The 22,949-nt window shown below is 41.7% G+C and carries 18 protein-coding genes; 9 read left to right on the top strand and 9 right to left on the bottom strand.

Annotated elements, in window-relative coordinates:
* Positions 1-26: 26 nt before the first annotated feature.
* From H7844_08765 to H7844_08750, 4 genes are all read left to right on the top strand, one after another.
* Positions 27-1,877: a hypothetical protein gene (locus H7844_08765; protein MEO5357376.1), complete on the top strand. Its 1,851-nt coding sequence runs from the start codon at positions 27-29 to the stop codon at positions 1,875-1,877.
* A gap of 73 nt (positions 1,878-1,950) precedes the next feature.
* Complete coding sequence (locus H7844_08760; protein MEO5357375.1) at positions 1,951-2,490, top strand: hypothetical protein; 540 nt, start codon at positions 1,951-1,953, stop codon at positions 2,488-2,490.
* Between the two features lie 241 nt (positions 2,491-2,731).
* The gene (locus tag H7844_08755) at positions 2,732-3,472 is read left to right on the top strand and encodes a hypothetical protein (GenBank protein MEO5357374.1); all 741 of its coding nucleotides are present in this window, start codon (positions 2,732-2,734) and stop codon (positions 3,470-3,472) included.
* Positions 3,473-3,695: 223 nt separating this feature from the next.
* Positions 3,696-5,414: a BamA/TamA family outer membrane protein gene (locus tag H7844_08750; GenBank protein ID MEO5357373.1), complete on the top strand. Its 1,719-nt coding sequence runs from the start codon at positions 3,696-3,698 to the stop codon at positions 5,412-5,414.
* Between the two features lie 143 nt (positions 5,415-5,557).
* On the opposite strand, the gene H7844_08745 is transcribed toward H7844_08750, so the two are convergent.
* Entirely contained in the window at positions 5,558-7,939 is a 2,382-nt protein-coding gene (locus H7844_08745) for a filamentous hemagglutinin N-terminal domain-containing protein (GenBank protein ID MEO5357372.1), read from the bottom strand.
* A gap of 45 nt (positions 7,940-7,984) precedes the next feature.
* The gene (locus tag H7844_08740; protein MEO5357371.1) at positions 7,985-10,246 is read right to left on the bottom strand and encodes a CHAT domain-containing protein; all 2,262 of its coding nucleotides are present in this window, start codon (positions 10,244-10,246) and stop codon (positions 7,985-7,987) included.
* A gap of 356 nt (positions 10,247-10,602) precedes the next feature.
* Between H7844_08740 and H7844_08735 the strand changes: the two genes are divergently transcribed.
* Positions 10,603-12,018, top strand: coding sequence for a PAS domain S-box protein (locus H7844_08735; GenBank protein MEO5357370.1), 1,416 nt, complete (start codon positions 10,603-10,605; stop codon positions 12,016-12,018).
* Positions 12,019-12,133: 115 nt separating this feature from the next.
* Here H7844_08735 and H7844_08730 read toward each other — a convergent pair whose 3' ends face one another.
* The 3 genes from H7844_08730 to H7844_08720 all read right to left on the bottom strand — a co-directional run bounded on the left by H7844_08730 (position 12,134) and on the right by H7844_08720 (position 14,483).
* Positions 12,134-12,577: a hypothetical protein gene (locus tag H7844_08730; GenBank protein MEO5357369.1), complete on the bottom strand. Its 444-nt coding sequence runs from the start codon at positions 12,575-12,577 to the stop codon at positions 12,134-12,136.
* Between the two features lie 66 nt (positions 12,578-12,643).
* Positions 12,644-13,498 (bottom strand): DUF1848 domain-containing protein, encoded by an 855-nt coding sequence (locus H7844_08725; protein ID MEO5357368.1) that lies wholly within the window; start codon positions 13,496-13,498, stop codon positions 12,644-12,646.
* Positions 13,499-13,601: 103 nt separating this feature from the next.
* Positions 13,602-14,483, bottom strand: a complete 882-nt coding sequence (locus tag H7844_08720; GenBank protein ID MEO5357367.1) for a glycosyltransferase — start codon at positions 14,481-14,483, stop codon at positions 13,602-13,604.
* Between the two features lie 155 nt (positions 14,484-14,638).
* Between H7844_08720 and H7844_08715 the strand changes: the two genes are divergently transcribed.
* Genes H7844_08715 through H7844_08700 form a run of 4 tightly spaced genes read left to right on the top strand, consistent with a single transcriptional unit; the run spans position 14,639 to position 19,465 of the window.
* Positions 14,639-15,757, top strand: coding sequence for a glycosyltransferase family 9 protein (locus tag H7844_08715; protein MEO5357366.1), 1,119 nt, complete (start codon positions 14,639-14,641; stop codon positions 15,755-15,757).
* Positions 15,726-16,994, top strand: coding sequence for a DUF362 domain-containing protein (locus H7844_08710; protein ID MEO5357365.1), 1,269 nt, complete (start codon positions 15,726-15,728; stop codon positions 16,992-16,994). The genes H7844_08715 and H7844_08710 overlap by 32 nt, the downstream gene beginning before the upstream one ends.
* A gap of 2 nt (positions 16,995-16,996) precedes the next feature.
* A complete protein-coding gene (locus H7844_08705) occupies positions 16,997-18,463 on the top strand; it encodes a B12-binding domain-containing radical SAM protein (protein ID MEO5357364.1) in 1,467 nt (488 codons plus the stop codon).
* An 18-nt stretch (positions 18,464-18,481) separates the two neighbouring features.
* Positions 18,482-19,465: a glycosyltransferase gene (locus tag H7844_08700; protein MEO5357363.1), complete on the top strand. Its 984-nt coding sequence runs from the start codon at positions 18,482-18,484 to the stop codon at positions 19,463-19,465.
* A 21-nt stretch (positions 19,466-19,486) separates the two neighbouring features.
* Here H7844_08700 and H7844_08695 read toward each other — a convergent pair whose 3' ends face one another.
* From H7844_08695 to H7844_08680, 4 genes are all read right to left on the bottom strand, one after another.
* Positions 19,487-19,939 (bottom strand): DUF2318 domain-containing protein, encoded by a 453-nt coding sequence (locus tag H7844_08695; GenBank protein MEO5357362.1) that lies wholly within the window; start codon positions 19,937-19,939, stop codon positions 19,487-19,489.
* Positions 19,940-20,046: 107 nt separating this feature from the next.
* On the bottom strand, positions 20,047-21,915 hold the full coding sequence (selB, locus tag H7844_08690; GenBank protein MEO5357361.1) for a selenocysteine-specific translation elongation factor: 1,869 nt from the start codon (positions 21,913-21,915) through the stop codon (positions 20,047-20,049).
* A 110-nt stretch (positions 21,916-22,025) separates the two neighbouring features.
* Complete coding sequence (locus H7844_08685) at positions 22,026-22,382, bottom strand: BrnA antitoxin family protein (protein ID MEO5357360.1); 357 nt, start codon at positions 22,380-22,382, stop codon at positions 22,026-22,028.
* On the bottom strand, positions 22,345-22,614 hold the full coding sequence (locus tag H7844_08680; protein MEO5357359.1) for a BrnT family toxin: 270 nt from the start codon (positions 22,612-22,614) through the stop codon (positions 22,345-22,347). Before H7844_08680 ends, H7844_08685 begins: the two co-directional genes overlap by 38 nt.
* Positions 22,615-22,949: the final 335 nt, after the last annotated feature.

The following is a 22,949-nucleotide window of genomic DNA, read 5'->3' as shown; positions in this document are numbered from 1 at the left end:
GCCTTTACTATTGGGAGGGAGGATATATGACTGCTGTTTTTAGATGTAACAGGTTTTTAAAAGGTTTATTCGTATTTCTCATAACAATGTTGTTCTTTGTATCATTATGTACTGTTGCTGAGTTAGCATCAGCAGCGTCGGATACGTACAATGTACAAGGGACATATCATTTTGCTTATACCTTCTGGTCAATGAGTTCTGCCTTCTCCGTTGTTGTAGACAAGGATAGCGGTACACAGACATCTGAGGGTACAGAGATTTATCAAGGTAAAGAAGGATCAGATACCGCATATACAATCAATTGTGCTTATTATCCATCTAAGGGGAAATATGTTTTTGATTGGGGGGATACTTTTACTATATCATTCACGATAGGCAGTGATAATGTTATAACAGGTTCAGTATGCTACAGTGGCGTCTGCGCATCATTATACAGCTCCTATAAGACGACAACCGGCACAACAACATCCTCAATTACAACCACAACAACTACAGCTACAACAACCACAACAACTACGGCTAAGACAACTACAACAACTACGGTTAAGACAACCACAACAACTACTGCAACAACGTCATCCACAACCACTACGACATATAGTCCCTATAAATGGACTGAGCAAACTGGTTCTGGTAGCAGGAATTGGTATTCAATTGCGTCATCGTCAGATGGGACAAAACTCGCTGCTACTAATAAATCTGGTTATATTTATACATCAACAGATTCCGGTTATACCTGGACCGAGCAAACTGGTTCTGGTAGCAGGAATTGGTATTCAATTGCGTCATCATCAGACGGGTCAAAACTCGCTGCTGTAGTCTCTGATGGATATATTTATACTTCAGCAGATTCTGGCATAACCTGGACTAAACAAACGAATACTGATCGTAATGACTGGCGTGGAATTGCGTCATCATCAGACGGGTCAAAACTTGCTGCTGTAGTCTCTGATGGATATATTTATACCTCAGCGGATTCTGGCTTTACATGGACTGAGCAAACAAACGCTGGTAGCAGGTTGTGGTACTCAATAGCTTCTTCATCAGACGGGACTAAGCTTGCTGCTGTAGTTTATGACAGTTATATTTACACCTCCGCTGATTCAGGTTCTGCATGGACTGAGCAAACTAATGCTGGCAGCAGGCCGTGGTATTCAATAGCTTCTTCATCGGACGGTTCAAAACTTGCTGCAGTAGATTATGGAGGGTACATTTATATATCAAGTGATTCTGGCGCTACATGGTCAAAGCAATCAAATGCCGGTAGTAGAAAGTGGGCTTCAATAGCGTTTTCATCAGACGGCGCAAAACTCTCTGCTGGAGCTTATGGAGGATATATATATACAGCAGTAGATACATCAGTAACTACTTCCACCACAACTGCTTCAACAACCACAACCACAGTTAATGCTACTACAATAATTTCAAACAGTAAATCTAAGGTCACATATTCGCTGCCTTATTTACATACAAATACAAACAACGTAACATACTGCGTTATATCCAATACTTCGGCGGATAATGTTACCGGTCTGTATTTTGTGATTGGAGCAAATTCAGCAGGAACTCCTACGGGGGCGCTAAAGGAGTTTTCAACTACAAAGCTATATAGTAAAACGTCAAAAATGATGACCTTTAGCGGAAATTCTATATATTTCGGAAATGATACAGCAGGTATAAATTCTGAAATTGGTTCTGCTACCTCATATGCCGGAACACTTACATTTTATTCATCAAGCACAGGATTAAATTGTAAGAGCGTACTTGTAAGTTGTTTCCAGGGTACAACAAGTCCAAAGCGCAATTTAGCAGGTTATATTTGCGAGGATAATAGCACAATAGGCCCTGGTGGTAAAAAAATGCTTATGGGATTTTAAAGACAAGTTGAGATAATTTTTTATATTATTTGCCTGTCTTTCAGGCATCAAAAATATTGGAGGTAATTAAGTTATGAAAATGAATATTATAATAACAACGATAGTATTAATGACGGTATTGGTTTTAACATCAGTAATAATGTTAACGGGAAAACCAACAGAGGCGGGTAGCGTGTATTATTATTTACCGTATTTTCATACTAACGCTAATAACGTGACATACTGTGTAGCGTCTAATATGTCCTCAGAGAACTTAACCGTATCGTTTACAGTCGGCTCAAACCCTACCGGTAACCCTACAGGGACGTCAAATACTTTTTCTACACAACTTGGCTCCAAAACAACAAGAATGTTTACTTTTAGTGAAAAAACTGTAACTGCCGGTACCGATTCTGTAAGTGTGTCATCTGAAGTCGCTGATGCGTCTTCCTATGCAGGTACTTTAACATTTTCCACAACAGCGACGGCAACCGGCACAAAAGCAACGTGCAAGAGCCTGCTGATGGCTTGCTTTCAGGGAACGACTACCCCTAAGCGAAACTTAATAGGCTATGTGTGTGAAGACGACAGTACAGAGGGCCCAGGTAGTAACAAAATTATGCTTGGGTATTAGCATATTATCTTGACACCTTGCCGCCTGCGTTTACTTTTGACTGCAACTTGGTATTACTGTAATGTCAGCAGAGGGAGGTTATGATGAAACGTGAAAAATCTCCATTTTACTGGGTTCGTTTATACTGGTTGGTAAGACTGAGTGACGGCTAATAAATATTTTAGAAAATTAATGAAAAATATTTAAAAACTGTCCGTCTAAAACATCAGAGAGAGGAAAACACAACCGGGTAAAGGAGGGTATGATGAAACAGGCATTAATATTAGTGTTTTTGATGAGCGCCTTAATAAGTGTCGGCTGGGCGGCTGAAAGTACCGGACTTCGGAAAGCAGAGATAACCCCGGAGCTCAGAGTGAAACTAAGACAGATAATGTCCAAATCTGCGCCAAAAGCCGGGAAGGATACTGCTTTTAAAGTCATTATGCCGCAAATTGTAACCGGAGTAAAAGGATTTACGGCGTGGATACCCAAAGAGAGAACATCTTTTAACCTGGGCGTCACCTTAGCTGACATCGAAGTAGCCCTGACACTGGAAGACAAGAAGATGACGGCACAACTGCTTGGCGTGCTTGATGATGGGTTAACAAAAAATGATATGCCGGTTGAGTTAAGAACATATGTTAAGGAAAAAAATAAGGAGATACTGGGGAGTTCAAATCTAAAAGAAGCACTCTCCACAGTGTACCCGCAAATAAAGAAACAGATAGAAGCAAAGATGAAAGAGGACGGCGTGGAGTCAATCTATGAGTTTGGCAGGTGGGTGGAATTAACCAAAATTTCAATCAATGTATTTGATGATATATCTGATGTTAAAAACCTCTCCGGGTACTATGTTATGAAATTAAAAAGTATGGATATAAAAGAGGGAGTATTTGCTTCGTTACAGACGTTTGATAATGTAATTAAAAGTGACATGGAGAATGAAATTAAAAAAAGAAAGATGTTAAAGGAACTGGTTAATATACTGGATTTATTAAGGTAGAATGAATTTTGCAAATTATACCAAGTTGCATTCATTCGATTAACTTTGTTGGCTTCGTCGAAAGCTCCTTGACGTCTCCCCTGAAGGGGATTCCCCTATGAGGGGAGGTGTCGCTTTCTCCTTGCCGCCTCGTTACTCTTTTGACTGCTACTTGGTATTACTTTAAACTCAGGGATTTTGCTATAATTGGTTTCGTTCTGAGAATTGCGGAAGAGGTGCCGATGTGAAAACTGGATTATTCACTTGTATGCTGCTATCCCTTGTATGTATATTATTTATCAGGGATGTGGAAGCTGAAGACGTTGCGGAGAAATCGTCCATCCGTCTTGAACAAATCCCTGATGTTAACCAAAGTGAGCGGTTACTACCCCTGCCGGGATTAAAAGAAAACAAAAACGAACCTGCCTTTGAGCTCCCTGATGCAGCAGAGGAACCTGATAAAGGTGATTTATCTTCTGCTGTCTCCATTTACATACGAAAAATAACTTTTAGAGGTGGAACCGTCTTTTCTGAAAAAGAAATAGATAATATTACCAACCCGTATATAAACAGAAATGTTTCGTTTATGAAGATTGAAAAACTAAGGCGTACTCTTTCGGAACTATACACAAAAAGAGGATATGTTAACTCAGGTGTAATAATACCCGACCAGAAGGTCAAAGACGGCGAACTCGTCTTTCAGGCCACTGAAGGCAGGCTTTCAGAGATAGCGGTAGAGGGTAATAAACAGTTAAGTAAAACTTATATTGCAGACAGGATAAGACTCCATACTGAAGAGCCGCTAAATGTTGGTGAACTTCAAACATCACTCAGATTGTTACTACAGAGTCCGTCAATTAAGGACTTAAGGGCGGAGTTACTACCTGCAATAGGGTTAGGGGAAAGTGTTCTTAAAATAAAAGTAGAGGAAAATCGTCCGTTTACGCTGGTAATTGAGGGCGGTAATAATCATTCCACAAGTATCGGCTCATACGGCGGGGATGTTTACGCATCTTACAGGAACCTGTTTCGTGCAGGCGATGCAATAAACGGTAGTTTCACTTTATCGGAGGGATTAAGGGACGGCACAGCGGAATACGTAGTCCCCTTAAGCGCACGGGATACTTTATTAAAGATTCAATACAGACAAAACACTGCCTCTATTATTGAAGCGCCATTTGAAAAACTTGAGATTAAAAGCAGAGTAAAAACCTATGGTATGACAGTTAGCCATCCGCTTTATAAAACCCCTGAAAAGGAGATTAACTTAGGTATAACCACAGAGATGAGACAGTCTGAGACTTTCCTGCTTGGGCGTAGGTTTTCCTTCAGTGAGGGCACAGATGACGGCAAGGCAGGTGTGTTTGCTCTGAGAACATTTCAGGAGTGGGCGGACAGGGGACAAGATCACGTTTTAGCGGCACGCTCCACCCTTAGTTTTGGTCTGAGAGGATTTAACTCAACGATAAACGATAGTGATACCCCTGACAGCAGATTCATAACATGGTTGCTGCAATTTCAGGCCATTAAACGCCCTTTTAATACCAAAACCAAACTGATTTTCCGAACTGATCTGCAACTGTCCAACGACCGGTTGTTACCTATGGAGAAACTCGCCGTTGGCGGCATGGACAGCGTGCGGGGATACAGGAAAAACATTCTTGTAAGGGACAATGGTTTGTTTTCATCCATTGAGCTTCGCATTCCCATCTACGGAACAGACAGTCGTCCTGAGGTAGTGGAAGTAGCGCCTTTTTTGGATTACGCAAGCGCATGGAACACAAAAAGCTCAACACCTGAGCCAAGGAATATATCCGGGGCGGGAGTCGGTATAAGATGGGCTGTAACGTCTGATATTCTTTTTCAAATTTATGGTGCTAAAGCCTTCAGAAACGTATATACTTATGAAAAAGACCTTCAGGACAAAGGTGTCTATTTTAAACTTACCGCAAGGATTTTCTAAATTGCCTATGCAGTTAACTCCGTTAATAAATAACTGGATTCCCGTTTTCACGGGAATGACCTCCCCTGAAGGTGATTCCCCTGTAAAGTGTTGCCCTCTTTTGTTATTCCCGCCTCCGAGCGACAATCCAGTGCAACTTCGCATTAGTACGTTACCATTTTGGGTACTATATTGCCCTTACCGGTAATCACAAAAGAGCCTCTCTGTTTTCTTCTGTTTTCACAGCTTTCGGGAAGCATTTTTTCAACGTTTAAGAAATCATGCTTAACGGATATGAGAGAACCGGTAATATCGGAAAGCGGTGAGTTAATATTTATTTTCCCCTCCTGTCCGGTAATTGCAGATGAGGCATGAAGGGCGCTGCCGGAATCCCATAAAAACACGGCTGCCGCATTTATTGTTACGTCCCCGCCATATCCTAAGTCAGCATCCGCCGAGATGTAGCTGCTGTCAAGAACACAAAGGGTGTCACTATTAATTGCGATGTTACCGCCCTTGTCTGTTCCACTTTTTACGGATGATGACACAGCACTTGTGTTAAGAAGTTGGATGTTGCTTCCGTTTATTGTTATATTGCCGCCTGAAGCACTCTGAGACGATGTCTTAATATTACCGTTATTAAGTATCAATGAGTCATAAGTTTTTATTTCAATGTCTCCAGCGTCTCCAGTGCCATATAAACTTTCGCTGGTTATCTCTCCTCCATCCGATAAGTAAATGCTGTTTGCAGTAATTTTTAAATTTCCACCATACCCACTCCCATAAGTGTCACCCAAAATACCACTATAATACACCCCGCTACTTGTAGTATAAGACCCTGAAATATTGATAGAACCACTTGCATTTATTGTGATATCGCCTCCATTACCTGTACTGTCTTCGTATGCAGATGATGTAATTGCACCAACATCAGTTATACTTAAATTTCCTGTTTCTATTGTTATATTTCCTGCATTTCCACTTTCTGTGGTAACGGTATAAATACCACTACTTTTTACAGCAGTACCATAGTCATAAAACCCTGAAATATTAATTGTGCCGGTTGCCTTTATTGTTATATTACCGCCGTTGCCGGTGCTTCCGGTGTATGCAGTAGTACTTATTTGGGCTGAGTTCGTTAAATTTAAATTGCTCGTTTCTATATTTATGTTACCGGCATTTCCGCTCCCTGATGTTCCACTGGCAATGTTGCTTAAATAAAGATAGTCACCTGAATCATAGTAGCCGGAAATATTAATTGTGTCGGTTGCTTTTATATAAATATCCCCACCATTGCCTGTACTATATGACGATGCTGAGGCTGCTATTGTTCCAGCATTTGCAATATTTAAATTACCGGTTTCTATAGTAATATTACCGGCATCTCCATCTCCATATGTACGAGTGATAATGCTACTACGATAAAGGCTGTCACCTGAACTATAGTATCCTGAAATATTTATCGTACCACTTGCATTTATTGTAATATTGCCTCCCTGACCAGTTCCATATGTAGCTGAGCCTATTTGACTACCACCAGTAACATTTAAATCACCTGTTTCAATAGTTATGTCCCCTGATTTTCCAGCTCCCTCAGTAAATGAGAATATATAACTACTATTTTCTAAGCTCATATCCCCTTTTAGTCTTATGTCTAATACGCCGCCACTTTTATCTCCATACGTATTTGAATTTATCATCGCTCCATCCATTACAAGATTTCCACCTCTGATATAAATAGACCCCCCACCGTCACCGCTTACATCCAAATTGCCGATTTCAACGCTGTCTATTTCTTTTCGTGTTGACTCGTCATGAGTTATGTTTATATCGCCAAGGGCTGAGAAACTGTCAACGGTTATGCCGGATGTTGTTATTTCAGCCTCTCCGCCGGAGGCCACACTTGCTATCTCTATTTTCCCCTCCGGTGCGTAGAGATACCCGTTTTTTATCTCCACATCCCCTGCCACTACAGCTATGGTCTGACCTTTTGATACCTCAAGGAAACTGCCGTCTATCTTTATGGCAGCCGGACTATTGCTTAAAAAACCAAATGCCACAGGCGAGGACACGGTCAATATCGTATCTGAGGGATTAGTTGCACTAAACTTACCCCCGCCTCCGAGTTTTATATAATCCGCCGTAGATACATAAAACGATCCCTTTACATCAAGGCTTGCGTTTTTACCAAACACCACCCCCCACGGATTGATAAAGTAGAGGTTTGCTCCCCAACTGCAACTGATTGTACCGTCTATGTAGGATGAGCTGCCTCCGGTCACACGGGATATAATATTTTCTATGGATGAGGAGCCTGTAAATGCGGCACTCTCCCCGGTGTATATATTAAATTCTGTAAAGCTGTGAAAAAGATTCGTACCGACTGTTGTTCCCAAAGAGCTTGAGATTGTGTAGTTTGGGCCGGTAAGAGTGCTGCTCTGCCCCATGGTGCCGTCTGTTGAAATTCCGGCTAAAGATATATCTGGAAATATAACAATGAACACTACAATGAAAAAACTGAGAACATATTTTTTAAAAAGTAACATAAACGTCTCCTATAGCGTTAAAACAACTTACGCAAACATATATTTTTACAGCCAGCTTCCTATTAATAAAAACGGAGACCAGTAGTAGGGATGTTCAAAGTACCTGCCTTTAATTAAATTAAGCTGGGCATTTCTCAACGCTTGCGCTTTTGAGAGTTTCCCCTTTTGGAGTTCCTTATAAAAACCTACGATAAGTTCATGCGTTGCCTCATCACTTACAGACCAAAGGGAACCGATAGTGCTTTTAGCTCCTGTTTTTACAGCTAAACCAGCCAACCCCAGTGCTGCACGCTCATCTCCTGCCGCCGTGTTACAAGCACTCAGTGTCAACAACTCCAGGGCATTTTTACTGCTGTATCGTCCCATCTTTAAGTATTGCTCAAAATCATTGATTGTAAGATTTCCATCCCATGCAAGAATCATTGTCTCTGCGGCATCCCCACTGAACACTCCATGTGTGGCAAGATGAATTAAGGAATATGATTTTTCCGCCAGTTCAGCTCTAAACCTTGAGACGGTAAAATTATCGTTTTCAAACACGCTTCCTTTAAAAAATCCGCTGATTTCTTTAATTTCCCGTGTTGCATAGGGAAGCCCTGAAAACCCACGCCTCTCTACAGATACACCGGCTGAAAGAAGTTGCACGTTTTGCAGATTAAATGCGTCAGGGTTTGTCAATGCAAGACTTATAGTTGTTGAAACAGCATATTTAGTTATCAAAAAGTCCTTTCCATCATAAAGTACTCCAAAAGGTATAGTCCTTAACGCCCCATCAGGTATATTAACGATGGTATCAATATTATTTCGAATGAGTTCCTCTTCGAGAGGATTTATCAGCCAGTCATAAAGTTTGCCGGCATGTGTAATGTAGTTGTTCGATTCATTATCCTCAAGATTTTGTCTTAACAGGTTTATCTCTTTTTTGTAATCATCTGACGTTACCTCTACTGAAAAAATCTTAATTCTTGAATTTATACTTAGTAAAATATCAAGTTTTTTCGGAAATGGGATGACATATAAAACGGCGGTAGTCGGCGAAACCTTATCAAGAGATGTTGATTTCATCTCATATGCTGTCATGCAGGAGTCCTTAAAGTATTCTTTAATTTCGACTTCTTTGGCTTGCTCCACCACCCTTTGAGCTTCCAAAAGATACGCCTCTTCGTTTCCTGTCTGAGTTTTAGCTGTTTCTAAGAGTAATTCCGCTAAATCAAAAAACACGGGTTTTACCTGTGTCTCAAAATAGCCTTTCCGGCAAAATATGCAATTTAGGAAAATATCCAGCCCCATATCATCTATTACCTTTATTGATTCCTTATATGCCTCAATAGCGTCTGTAATATTATCGGTTTTCTTCAGATTTTCCCCCATGTTTTTCCAAAGAAAAAATAAATTATCATAGGTATTATGCTGCTCCGACAACAGAATTGCTTTTCGCAAAAGTGTAGCCGCCTCTTTGTAGCGCTTTTGTTCGTTATATATTTCGGCTATTTCATTTAATGCGTAAGCCAGTGCTGCATGATCTCCAATTGAACGAGCGCTTCGTGCCGCCTCATTAAAAATGTTGTAAGCGATGTTTCCGTCCTTTATCGCAGTCTTAAAATCCTGCCCCAAATTGACTAACCCGATGGCTTTTTCATGTGTGTCTTTTAAAACTTTAAAACTATTTAACGATTCAGTCATAAATTCTGCTGCATTTTTGTTTTTATTTAGAGCAAGGTATGTTTTTCCCATGTTAGCAGCAACTCTGGCTTTTAATGTGCTGCCGGTGGAGGAGGTGTCTAAAGCCTTTCGATAAATAAGCAGAGCCCTCTTGTAATCATTCTCTAAATAATGATAAGTTCCAAGATTGTTTAAAATCTCAGCCAGTACTCCTGCATTGTTCAAGCTATCGGCAATAGTCAGAGCTTCATCGAAAAGTTCCTTTGCTTTTTCCATGTTTCCTGAAATCATGAAATATAGTGCTGCAAGGTTAAGAAGTTCGGCTTTTACAGCGGAGTTATTCAGTTGCTCAGAGAGGGTAAGAGCTTCGGGGAGAAGGCTTTGAATGTTTTTTAGCTTTCCTAAAGACAGGTATGCTCTAAGAAGGTGCTTTATACTCTCAGAACGAAGGGAAATATTACCTGAGTTCTTGCTGATTTCATAAATTTCTCTGAAATGCTTTGTTGCGTTTTTAAGGTCACCGTTTTCATATTCCATAATGGCGGTGTTAAAAGATAAGTCAAACGAGGCCTGAGAAAATCCCGCCTGAGTTAATAAAAAAACTACTACTATAGTTTTGATTAAATATTTTGCAATAAGCCTCATTACAATCTCCGCATAATACATTAAGAAATAAGCCCTGCTGTATTATACATTAATATTTTAAGAATTACCATGACAGGTGCATTAACTACATGCACCCTGTAACCAAATTTTGATGCTATATCTTTTACTGTTTTATGCATTATAGCTGCATCACGTACTAAAATAATTGATACTGTTATCTATTAATTCCATTTCAGATTGCTTGTTTTACCCTCTCTGAAGTGTACTTGAGCCAAAATACACAATAAAAAATTAAAAAAATTTGCTATAAAAACATTTTTTTGTGGATTCTTTTATAATAAACGAGTAAAATAATAAAAGCAGGAGATTTGCAGATTAAGGCAGCTTAAAAAAACATGAAAAGTGCAAAAAAATTTGATGATGCAATGGCTGGACTGCCAGGTAACACAGCAGAGCAGCGTGATATATCGGCGACAGAGCAAAAATACAAGGCAATATATAACACCGTCAGTGACGCTATATTTGTCTATGACGCCGTTGACGGCACTTTAACAGAAGTTAACGACAGGGTGAAGGACCTCTACGGATACAGCCCAAAGGAAGCACTCAGAATGAACCTGCAAGCTCTGAGTGCCGGTGAGCCTCCCTATGATTCCCGAAACTTACAACAAATAAAAGATCAGGCTTTGGAGGGGACTGCGCGGAAGTTCCAATGGCCTGCCCGTGACCGCAGTGGAAATTTTTTCTGGACTGAGGTTAACCTTAAACTTACAACCATAAACAAAAGGGATTGCCTTATAGCCATTGTAAAGGACATCTCGCAGAGGCGTAACCTTGAGGAGATGGGTAAGCGTTATGAGTTTATAGTAAACACATCCAGAGAGTTTATGACGTTAATAAACAGAGACTATGTTTATGAGGTAATAAATACGTCCTATGGCAAGGCCCACGGTAAAACGGCAGTGAATGTTATAGGAAAAACCGTACGGGAAGTCTGGGGCAGGGATGTGTTTGTCAGTGTGATAAAGAGATATCTGGATAAGTGTTTTTCCGGTGAGGAGGTAAATTATCAGGCCTGGTTTAATTTTCATACTCTTGGACCGAAGTTTCTTGACGTTACATACTATCCCTACTATGATCTCAGCGGCAAGGTAACTCACGCAGTGGTTGTAAGCAGAGACATAACTGTTACAAAGCAAGCCGAGGACACACTCGCTGAGGCCTCCGAGAATTTGAAAAAAACCGTAAACGGTACAATAAAGGCAATTTCCCTTATGATAGAGATGCGGGACCCTCACACGGCAGGACATCAACGCAGGGTATCTGATCTGGCGGTGGAAATAGCAAAGGTGCTGAAGTTAAGCGAACATCAGACGGAAGGAATCAGGATAACAGGCTTTCTACACGATATAGGTAAGATAATTGTGCCTGCCGAGATACTTTCCAAGCCGACAAAACTTAATGATTACGAAACCAGTATTATAAAAATGCACTCACAGGTAGGCTCTGACATCTTGCAAGGTATAGACTTTCCATGGCCGGTGGCTAAAACGGTGCTTGAGCACCATGAGAGACTTGACGGCTCAGGGTATCCTCTGGGGTTGAAGGGAAATGAGATAAGTCTTGAGGCAAAGATAATAGCCGTAGCCGATGTTGTGGAATCCGTAGCATCTCATAGGCCTTACAGGGCAGCCCTTGGAATTATCAGAGCACTTGATGAGATATCAGCCGGCAGAGGTGTAACCTTTGAGCCTAAAGTTGTTGATGTATGTACTAAGCTGTTTAGAAGCCACAGATTTAAATTCGACTAATACCAAGTTGCATTCATTCGATTAACTTTGTTGGCTTTGTCACAAGCTCCGGGGCGTCTCCCCTAAAGGGGATTCCCCTGTTAAGGGGAGGCGTCGCTTGTTCCCAGCCGCCTCGTTACTCTTTTGACAGCAACCTGGTATTAACATCTTTCCCAAGCTCTTCAGAGGGCACCAAAGAAAGGAGCAGTCCTGCAATTGCAAACAACATTGAAGGAATACCTGCCGGGGAAAATATCAGCGAGATATAATCGTATAAAGCTTTCTCATGTCTGCCCGACAAAGACATTAAGGCAATCATCACAGGACAATATAAAGAAAGCGAAAAACATATAATTATTGAATGCTTTTTCTTTATTTTTTTTACAGACAAGATAAAATAAAATATTACAAACAGCAATACAATTGCTGCAATTACAAACCATCCACTAATAGGCCCGTATTTTAGTACATTAGGCGGTTTGGCTCTAAACACATAATGGGCAAATATAAAAGACAGAGCCATATAGTCGCCAATAACCATTAGTATCTGAGACACTATAATAAGTATTTTTGTTTTCATCTAAGTCCTGGTACACACCCAATCAGTATAACATAATATAAATTTTTAAAAACATGGTGGTCTCGTTCATTTACAGCCGGTGGCATAACAATAAACACACCCATGGCGGCATGTATCATATCGGCCTATATCCCGGCTTTTAACACAGCCACAGGCTCCTCGCTGACTACCGTCTTTTTTAAGATTAAGACTTATACCTGTTATCTTGCTTATTAAATCCTGGTCTATGCAGCTTCCGGCTTTTACTCCCAAATCACTAAGGTCATCCTCCTCTGCACAGTCATAAATTTCCATATTACACCCATCGGCTATTCTGTGTAGCTCTCCTGCTATACGTCTTTTGCCGGCGCTGTCGGTTGTGATGTCAAAATAATCAATTTTTGCCGTCTCTCTTAACCGCTTCATGCTTCTTAATACCTTCCGGTAGTTTTCAATAACTGCAAAACTGATTATTACCCTTTCCGTGTATCCTCTAAGCAAGTCCGAGATTTCACCGAATCTATCTGCAATGTAGCCCTCTGATGTTATAGAGGTTATCAGGATGGGGTCAAAACGCCAGATAACCCGCCCCGGGCCTATTCTGTCTGAGAGCCCCCTAAATGTGTCAATAACTTCCATAAGCGGCGGCACAGACGGCTCTATTGTGCCGGGATAAGCATTTATTGTAAACAGAAAATAGTACTTAAACCCTCGTACGTCAAGCTCCTTAAGATAAGCAACCAGCGGAGCCGGATTTTTACTCCAAAACACTATAATATCAACATCCTCCTGTCTCAGGCTCACAGTTTTTATCTGATCCGCCCTAAAAGGATTCTGAACCTCCACCATACCTTCGCGCACTTTTGACATAAACCAGTCTGAATAAAAAGCCGGTATATCGGTTCGTCTGCTTGCTGAGATTATCATAGCTGATTGTAACATACTTCTGTTGTTGCTGCAGAGTCGGTGTAAGTGTCCGTTGATACTTCCCTTGCAAACACTATGCCCATCATTAGTATAAGTGCTGTCAGTATCAATAGTCCCATCATTTAAAGAACTGAATAGCTTTGCCGGCAACTGAGCGTATTTTTTCAACAGGACTTAACCCGTCATGTTTTAAAAACTCAAAGAGCCGCATGTTCCCTCTTCTGTAGCCGGCATCTATATCTAATTTATAGGCCTTTTCCCCCCTCATTTCTATCGCTCTTTGCACGTGCCCATGTTCAAAGTCAAGGTGCTTTCTGAGGGCATATTCGACGTATCCAAATTCCTTCATATATGGCATGTTACCGCTTGAGGGGCTGATGTTGCCGCCATGAAACCGGTATTTTACCAATACATCCTTCAACGTAAGAATACACCTGTCTTTGTACCTGAGGAGCCTTAACCAGTAATCAAAGTCCTCGATGGCTTTCATGTTTTCATCCTGATAACCGATTGCCTCAACAACCTCTTTTTTTATAATCGTGCTGGAGTTTACCACGATGTTGGCATCGGCCATATCCTTAAATGACACAATTTTATTTTCTTTGTAATCAAAAACCGGGTTCTTATAACCGGGAAAGAAAATAGCATTTGATGATATTACCAATATATCTTTATTGGAGGCAAATGCATCAAGTTGCTTTTCAAGTTTATCAGAAAACCATAAATCATCTGAATCCACAAAAGCAATAAGCTCACCTTTAGCGGCTCTTATCCCCTGATTGCGGCTTGCCGCTATGACGTGTCTGACCTCGCTATGAAGAAATCTTATCCTGTTTTCTTTAAAGTTTTTGACAATGCTTTCAGTGGCATCCTCTGAATAGTCATCCACGATAATAACCTCAAAATTCTGATATGTCTGGCTCAGTACCGACTCCAGTGTTTCTTTAATTAACTCACCCCTGTTGTACGTGGGTATGACTATTGATATAAGTGGATTCATTATAAATATATAATAACAGGAAGACCAGTGTTTCTGATAGAACTATGTCTAAGATTCTGTTAAAAACTCAGTACTTGACCGTATTTTGGCATAAATGTATAATTCCATAGCGCATGTATAAAATAATAAACCGTAAAAAACTTATTGCAACGCAAGTGGCGGATATAATAGGCAAAACCCTGTTTACTCCCTTCAGGCTTTTTAACAAACCTCCGGCAATTGAGCCGCTGAACATAAAATCAATACTGATAATCAGGACGGCTTATATCGGGGATGCAATTATGACAATTCCGGTTATAAAGCCGCTAAAAGAACACTTCCCGAATGCTGAAATCTCTTTTCTAACGTCTGAGGGAGCTGCACAGGCACTTGCAAATAACCCCCATCTGGATGAAATCCTGACCTATAACCCATTCTGGTTTTATAACACACCAAAAGGAAAATATCTCAGCTTTCTAAAGGAATTACGAAACCGCTCCTTTGATCTTGTGATAGAGGCAAGGGCCGACATCAGGGAAATCCTGCTTATCGCTGCACCCGCCCGTGCTAAGCACAAAGTAAGCTATGACGTGGGTGGCGGCGGTTATCTTTTAACCGATGTTGTACCCTATAAAGCCCTGAAACATAAGGTAGAGTACCATCTGGATATTGTAAGGCACCTGGGTGCCGCTGTTAACTCTGTGGATTGGGCAATCTATCCGTCGGAAGAGGAAAAGAAAAATGTAGAAAAAATACTCAGAGATGATAAAATTAAAAGCCCTTTTGTTGTCGTTCATCCCGGAGCACGTGTCCCGCTTAAGAGGTGGTTTACAGAGGAGTACGCAAAATTGTATGATACTCTGACAGATAAGCTTAATATTTTTCCGGTAATAGCAGCATCAAAGGATGATGCAAGGATGGTGGGAGAGATAATTTCAAAAATGCACCACAAAGTTGCAAATCTGACAGGCCGCTTAAATTTAAGAGAGTTTGCCTGGGTTTTAAAACAGTCAGAATTTTTTATCTGTAACGACAGCGCCCCGCTTCACGTGGCCTCAGCTATGAATGTTCCAACAGTTGCCATATTCGGCCCCTCAAAAAGTGTCGAGACCGGCCCCTGCGGAAATATCCACAGGGTAGTGGAAAAGGACTTCCAGTGCCGCTACCGGTGTGATGAGAACTCCTGCCACAACGCCGGCCATCATGCTTGTATGAAAAGTATCACAACAGGCGACGTTGTTGACTCTGCTGAAAGCCTATTAAATGAAATCAACCAAAGGAAGCCGCATGTTTAAGTTTGATACGCTTAAAGCCAAAACTGTAAAGGAACTGAAAACCGGTATTAAGGAAACCCTCGGCACTAAATACAAAAAAGTTTTTCCTAATGACAAACATGCTCCAATATTAATAAAGCCTAACCTTAACAGCAATATGAATGCCTTAACCGGCAACACAACAGACCTCAGAGTTGTTGCCGCAGTTATCGAATTTCTGAAAGAAACCGGTTATTCCGATATAACTATAGGAGAGGGTACTAACAGCGGATTTTACAGAAGTAACATAAGCGTAATACAGAGGCTCTCCTATGACAAACTCTGTGAGCACTACGGAGTTAAAATCAAGGATTTCAACTACTCAGACACTGTGGATGTTGAGTTTTCAAAAGGCGTAAAGGCCAGGGCGGCAAGAGAGTGCGCAGAGGCCGCCTTGTTTATCAACATGCCTAAGCTAAAAACACACTTTGAGGCCGGCATGAGCATCTGTCTTAAAAACCTGATGGGATGCCTTGTCGGGCAGCCCAATAAGAAGAAAACCCATGCCTCACTATTTGAAAACATTGTAAATCTGAACCTTACCCTCAAACCCCATCTTCACATCGTTGATGCCGTGGTCTCAATGGAAGGACTCGGTCCCACACGCGGCACACCGCTTATGACAGGCACTGTGTTTTTTGGAACCGACCCGTTTTTGATTGACCTGATGCTGGCAAAGTTTGCCTCGTTTAATATAAAAAAAATCGGCCCCATACAAAATGCCATCAAACGTAACATCATAACCAATGAGCATCTAAACTTTGTAAACAATTATAATCTTGCTGAGGTTTTTTCTTTTAAACCGCCGGAGGCAGGCCCAATTGCAACCTTTATTCATCATCCTAAGCGTCAGAAGTATTTCCTTGCCGTGAGAAACACGGCATTTTTCAATTACCTGTGCCGGACTGAGATATTCGGCAAAATTCTCTTTGCCACAGGCCTGAGGCAGGATGTGTTTATAAAAGATGAGATGAGCTGTGGCGGACTTTCCATTAACCAGGCAAAGTGCACCAAATGTGGAAAGTGCAATGATTACTGCCCTTTAGACATAAAACTGCCGGAGAGTTTCTCTAAAGAGGGCGCATCAAAACCACTGGGGTGTATAGAGTGTCTGTACTGCTACTGCATATGCACGGAAAGAGCGATAGATTTTCACGGTGAGTTGGGCTTTATGGCCGAACAGATCAGACAATACGATGACATTATAAGGAAACTATAATTATGAAAAACTTTAAAATCACTTTTCTGAATCCGCCTTATTTAGAGAAATTTTCACGCTCACAAAGAAGCCCTGCTGTAACAAAAAGCGGCACTCTGTATTTTCCAATGTGGCTCTCACTTGCCTGTGCTTTGGCTGACAGAGAAGGTTTTACCGTTGATTTAATAGACGCCCCCGCCTCCGGCACAACCCGTGAGAGCGCACTACAGAGACTCAAACAATTTGCCCCCGGCCTTATAGTAGTTGACACAAGCACCCCCAGCATTCATAACGACATAAGGTTTTGCGAGGAAATAAAGACGGCACTGCCTGATTCCTATATAACCCTTGTGGGCACGCATGTTTCTGCCCTGCCTGAGGACTGCCTTAACCTCAGTGAGTCCATTGATGCAATAGCTATAGGTGAATACGACAACACAATAGTTGACCTTGCCAATGCGCTTACGGCAGGTACCGGTACTTTTAATATAGCTGGAATTGCCTACCGGCATAACAGGAAATTCATCTTTACAGCAAGCCGCCCTCCAATAGAAGATATTGACGGCTTACCGCACGTAAGCCCGATTTATAAACGATTCCTCAACATTGAACACTACTTTAATCCCAATGCGCTCTACCCTATGGTGACAATAACAACAACCCGCGGCTGCCCTCATGAGTGTGTGTTTTGCGTGTATCCACAGACTCTGATGGGACACAAACTCAGAATGCGTAGCGTTGAAAACGTCCTGGATGAAATGCAGTACATCACGGAGAACTTCCCTAATGCCCGTGCCGTGTTTTTTGAAGACGACACTTTTACGGTTAATAAAAAGCGTTGTGTTGAAATCTCGGAGGGTATTATAAAGCGAGGGATAAACATTTCATGGACGGCTAATGCCCGTGCCACTCTTGATTATGAAACTATGCGGGTGATGAAAGAGGCAGGGTGCAGGTGTTTGTGTGTGGGGTTTGAGAGCGGAAGCCAGGAGATGCTTGACAACATAAAAAAGAAGATCAAAATTGAACAGTCCGAGGCTTTTATGTCAGAGGCCCGCAAAGCGGGGATTCTGATTCATGGCTGCTTTATGACAGGGCTTCCCGGTGAGACTAAAGAGACTATGAATGAAACCCTGGTGCTTGCCAAAAGATTAAACCCCGACACTGTACAGTTTTACCCAATGATGATTTATCCCGGCACGGAGGCATATAAGTGGTTTGATGAAAGGGGCTATATAACAACCGATGACTTTTCAAAGTGGCTGACCCCGGGGGGGCTGCATAACACGGTAATCAGAACTGAAAGCCTGACCTCAGCGGAACTTGTGCGGTTTTGTGACAATGCGAGACGACAATTTTATCTTCGCCCTAACTATATGTTTTATAAACTCCGGCAAGTATTAAATGACCCTGAAGAGAGAAAACGCACATTTAAATCAGCCCGTACTTTTTTTAAATATCTCATCCGGGGCTCGGATATCTCCAGTTAACGAGAAGGGTTACAGAGATTGAAAGCATCCGTGATAGTACCTGCCTTTAATGCAGAGAGAACGATAAAGGACTGCATAACCTCTCTTATCGGACAGAATTTTAATAAAGCAGATTACGAGATAATAGTTGTTGATGACGGCTCAACGGACACAACCGCTGAAATAGTTGCAGCGTCAGCGGTTAAGTATATTTATAAGCCAAACGGGGGGCCGGCCTCGGCCAGGAATCTTGGAGTAAAAGAAGCAACTGGAGAAATCATTTTGTTTACCGACTCCGACTGTATAGCAACACCGGAGTGGTTGACTGAGATGCTGAAACCTTTTTCCGATCCGATGGTGAAAGCCGTAAAAGGGGCATACAAAACTCCTCTGAAGTCACCCACAGCACGGTTTGCTCAGGTTGAGTTTGAGGAGCGCTACGAGATGCTCAAAAAAGCCCCGTCAATAGACATGATAGATACCTACTCGGCAGCCTTCAGGAAAGAGATATTTGATATGACCGGAGGGTTTGACGAATCCTTCCCGGTTGCAAACAATGAAGACACTGAGCTGTCATATAAGCTCTCCGGCTGGGGCCTTAAAATGGTGTTTAACCCTGATGCAATAGTTAACCACATGGGGCATCCCGCCTCGGTCTTAAGGTATGCTAAGATAAAGTTTTGGCGGGGATACTGGAGAATGGCAGTCTATAGAAAGTTTCCCGGTAAAATGGTAAAGGACACCTATACACCTCAAACACTAAAGGCTCAGATACTTGCGCTTTTTAGTTCAATGTTTTCCCTGCTGTTAATTCCGTTGTTTTTTGATACGTTTTTGGATTTACCAATAATATTTGTGGCGGCAGTTTCAATCCTCGGTTTTTTGGCCTCAACTGTGCCTTTTACTCTCTTTGCCTTAAAAAGGGATACTCTGACAGGCCTCCTGTCCCCGTTGTTTCTTGCCCTCAGAGCCGCCTCTATCGGCTCAGGCGTCTTATTTTATGCGATTAGACAAGTACCGTGAAAATAAAGTCAGGGAGAGTTATTACAAATATTCTTTCAGCTTGAGGATTTCTTCTTTTGAAACAATATACTTTCCATCCCTTTCCTCTCCTTTGAGATGGTAGGGGTAGCAGCCGCCGATTCCGGTTTCGAGTTCATCATATGGTATTGTGATTAAGCAGGCACGACACTCAATCCCTGTTTCATGAGTCCTGTAGCCGAGGTTTTTGCCCTTACACGAATTGCATATGTCAAAGTAAGAGTAGGCTTTGTCGTTTACTCTTACTATGAAAAATTTTATTGCTGTGCCATTGTCATTATACACATAAAAAACGGGCTTTTTCTCTAAGAGACTTCCGGAGTTTACACTAAAGACGCCGGCTGAGGAAAATGTTACAGGTAAAAATTGCTGCTTCTCTTTACAGCCGATTAACACTATAAATAAAACAAGATATAATGTCGCACCGGCAACCCTTATTTTAGTAAATTCAACCATCTTGTATTCCGCTAAAGTCTAACATTCAAAGTCAGATTATATCAACTGCCTGTACAAAGGACACCTGCCTTATGCCAAAGATGAAAAGGATTAATTCCAATTCTAATTCATTTTATAATCTTTCTAACCTCACCGATTCTCATAGTTATTTTCTTACCGTCCAGGTGTTCAAGGAAGGGGAGAGCATATTTTCTTGAGGTTTGGAGCAGGTCTCTGAATTCTGAGACACTTATTTCTGTTTTGGTCTTTGAGAAATCTTTCAGAGAGGACAGCATTCTGTCGTAGTCCTCTTTTAACAGATATACTGAATCATTGATACGCTGCAATATTGCGCTTGTGGCTAAGAGTTTTAAAATGTCGGTGACTACGTTTATTTTTAATGAGAGTTTTGCAGCAAGCTCCTCTTTAAGAGGAGGCTGAAACCCTGCATCTTTGAACATTTTAACTATTTCACTGCGTATGTTTTCATCATCTGTGGAGAGTGTGGGATTAAAAGACCTCAGGCGCACAATATCTTTGTCAATTATCAGCTGCGTAAATGAAGGTAAGATTTTAGAAAATATTTTAGAGTCAATGGCTTTAAACTTACCACCCAGTTCATCTTTGGAAATACCAGCTTTAAGGGGATTAGACTTGTGAAAATCTTTTAATGCGTTGACTATCTTTGACTCCAGAGCCTTTATTGACTCGGAATGAAACAATGTGTCGGAGACTTCTATAATTGTACCGCTTTGCCTTAGCTTTTCTATTTCAGCATCTATCCTTTTAACATCCTCGTTAATCCAACTGTGGAGTTGTTTGTGGCTAAAACCGCTTAGCGCCATACGTCTGACTTTTTCCGATATTTTTTGGCTAAGCGAGCCTGTTTCGTAAATTTCAAGGCTCGTCACGTCTTTCCCTCTTACCGGTGGCAAGACATCCACAACGATACCGCCGCCTATGGTCTCAACCGGTGAAAACCTTCGAATAATAAACCTGTCATTAACCATCACAGGAATGTACTCTCTTAGGCGAATCTGACAATAAGCCGTTTCCCCGGGTGAGATTTTCTTTCCGCCATAGACAATTAGTCTTGCTGTCAGCTCAGAAGTGCCTATATGAAAATGTACGATTGCTTTACCATCCACAGCCACAGCGTCCTTTAGCAGTGTAATTTTAACGTCAAGGCGTTTGGTACTTATCCACCTGCCCTGCTCTGTCAGCAGATTGCCGCGGCACAACAGTTCTCTGTCAACTCCCTGAAGGTTTACTGCAACACGCTGGCCTGCAAAACCTGTGGTTATCGGCTGGTTATGGCTGTGAAGCCCTCGTACTTTTGTTTTAATTCCCTGTGGGAGTACTTCTATCAGATCATCTTCCCTTACCATACCGGATATTGCCGTTCCTGTGACAACAGTGCCAAATCCCTTTAGGGTAAAAACCCTGTCAATCGGCAGCCGGAATATCCCTCCCGTTGATTTTGGCATCGTTTTAAGTGCCAGTGCACCTATCATTTTTTTCAGATTTTCAATATTAGTGGCGTCTTTGGAAGATACGGCAATAACCTCTGCGCCTTCTAAAAAAGTACCACTCACAAACTCACGCACCTCTTCAAAGACGAGAGCTAAAAACTCGGAGTCAACCAGATCACACTTTGTAACAGCCACTATGCCGGTCTTGATGCCAAGAAGATTGCAAATGGCAAGGTGTTCTTTGCTCTGTGGCATAATACTCTCATCGGCAGCGATTACAAAAAGCACCATGTCTATACCCTGAGCCCCGGCAAGCATATTTTTAATAAGTTTCTCATGCCCCGGCACATCAACAATTCCAACGGTTGCCCCCGGGTACCTTAGCTCGGCAAAGCCCAGATCAATGGTTATACCACGCTGCTTTTCCTCTTTCAACCTGTCCGGGTCAACTCCAGTTAGTGCCTTGACAAGAGAACTCTTCCCGTGGTCTATGTGCCCTGCCGTGCCCAATACCGCGTATCGCATTATGTTAGATTTTAACTTATCTAACGAGATAACGCAATCATCACATAGGGCAAACGCATTTGAGCAGGAATAAATATAATCAAAAAAGGAACTCTTGGTAGCGTCCGGTTTCACCCCTTTTTAGCATGGTTTATGTTATCTTGTCCGCTTTGTGCTTTCGATGCTACAAAAGCGCGTAATACGCTGTTGATGTAGGTTTGGTATCCCCTGCCCTTGCTGCGGAACCATTCAAGCACATCGGCATCCACACGGATGTTGATATGCTTTTTTCTGGGAGGCAAACCGACAAATGCTTGCGCCAAGTCCACTTTTTCATGGACATCATCCTCATCGGCAGAAATGGAGGCCTCCAACTCCTCCTCTGTCATGGCATCAACCTTTGCCCAGTCAGTTTGGCTCTCCCGGCGTTTACGCTTGGCAGCAAGTTCTTCAGTTGTGTAACGTATAATATTTTCTTTTTTCTTCATCTCTTGCTCTCCTCATGGTAATAATACGAATGGCGTCATCACGCCACATCCACACAACAGCAATAAGCCGACCGTCTATTTCCCCTATACTAAGCCATCTGTTCTCAGAACCTCTTGGCGATAAGACGGTTATCAATCGCCTGCCGTCAAATAAATCCTTAGCATCCATAAAATCCAGTTTCCGTTTCTTTAAAACCTTAAACCGTTTCTCCTCAGACCACTCAAATATCATATTTTATTGTAATCACAATTGTGAATATTGTCAAAAATCTGTGGTGTTTCAATAACGATAGACAAAACGATTTATACCAATTCGCAGTCAGAAGTATAACGAGACGGCAAGGAGAAAGCGACGGAGGCGTACTTTTAGGTACAGTGAGGAGCTTTTGACGAGGCCAACGAAGTTAGACGATTGAATGCGGATTGGTATTAGGCAGTGAATCTTGCATTAGTATATATTAAATGCTTATGTCGTTAACTCCGACAGAGTTTTTTTTATCATCTAATGATGCAGAGAAAAGACTGGATTGTCGCTCGTAGGCGGGAATGACAAAAGGAGGATTTTCT

The organism is Nitrospirae bacterium YQR-1, from assembly GCA_039908095.1.
GTDB lineage: Bacteria > Nitrospirota > Thermodesulfovibrionia > Thermodesulfovibrionales > Magnetobacteriaceae > Magnetomonas.
This window is presented reverse-complemented; position numbering and strand designations above follow the sequence as displayed.

Coding starts and splice junctions, on each gene's coding strand:
- H7844_08680 (MEO5357359.1), bottom strand. CDS start 22,614: ATGATATTTGAGTGGTCTGAGGAGAAACGGTTTAAGGTTTTAAAGAAA.
- H7844_08735 (MEO5357370.1), top strand. CDS start 10,603: ATGAAAAGTGCAAAAAAATTTGATGATGCAATGGCTGGACTGCCAGGT.
- H7844_08740 (MEO5357371.1), bottom strand. CDS start 10,246: ATGAGGCTTATTGCAAAATATTTAATCAAAACTATAGTAGTAGTTTTT.
- H7844_08725 (MEO5357368.1), bottom strand. CDS start 13,498: ATGTTACAATCAGCTATGATAATCTCAGCAAGCAGACGAACCGATATA.
- H7844_08760 (MEO5357375.1), top strand. CDS start 1,951: ATGAAAATGAATATTATAATAACAACGATAGTATTAATGACGGTATTG.
- H7844_08755 (MEO5357374.1), top strand. CDS start 2,732: ATGATGAAACAGGCATTAATATTAGTGTTTTTGATGAGCGCCTTAATA.
- H7844_08705 (MEO5357364.1), top strand. CDS start 16,997: ATGAAAAACTTTAAAATCACTTTTCTGAATCCGCCTTATTTAGAGAAA.
- H7844_08710 (MEO5357365.1), top strand. CDS start 15,726: ATGAAATCAACCAAAGGAAGCCGCATGTTTAAGTTTGATACGCTTAAA.
- selB (MEO5357361.1), bottom strand. CDS start 21,915: ATGCGATACGCGGTATTGGGCACGGCAGGGCACATAGACCACGGGAAG.
- H7844_08765 (MEO5357376.1), top strand. CDS start 27: ATGACTGCTGTTTTTAGATGTAACAGGTTTTTAAAAGGTTTATTCGTA.
- H7844_08695 (MEO5357362.1), bottom strand. CDS start 19,939: ATGGTTGAATTTACTAAAATAAGGGTTGCCGGTGCGACATTATATCTT.
- H7844_08730 (MEO5357369.1), bottom strand. CDS start 12,577: ATGAAAACAAAAATACTTATTATAGTGTCTCAGATACTAATGGTTATT.
- H7844_08685 (MEO5357360.1), bottom strand. CDS start 22,382: ATGAAGAAAAAAGAAAATATTATACGTTACACAACTGAAGAACTTGCT.
- H7844_08720 (MEO5357367.1), bottom strand. CDS start 14,483: ATGAATCCACTTATATCAATAGTCATACCCACGTACAACAGGGGTGAG.
- H7844_08745 (MEO5357372.1), bottom strand. CDS start 7,939: ATGTTACTTTTTAAAAAATATGTTCTCAGTTTTTTCATTGTAGTGTTC.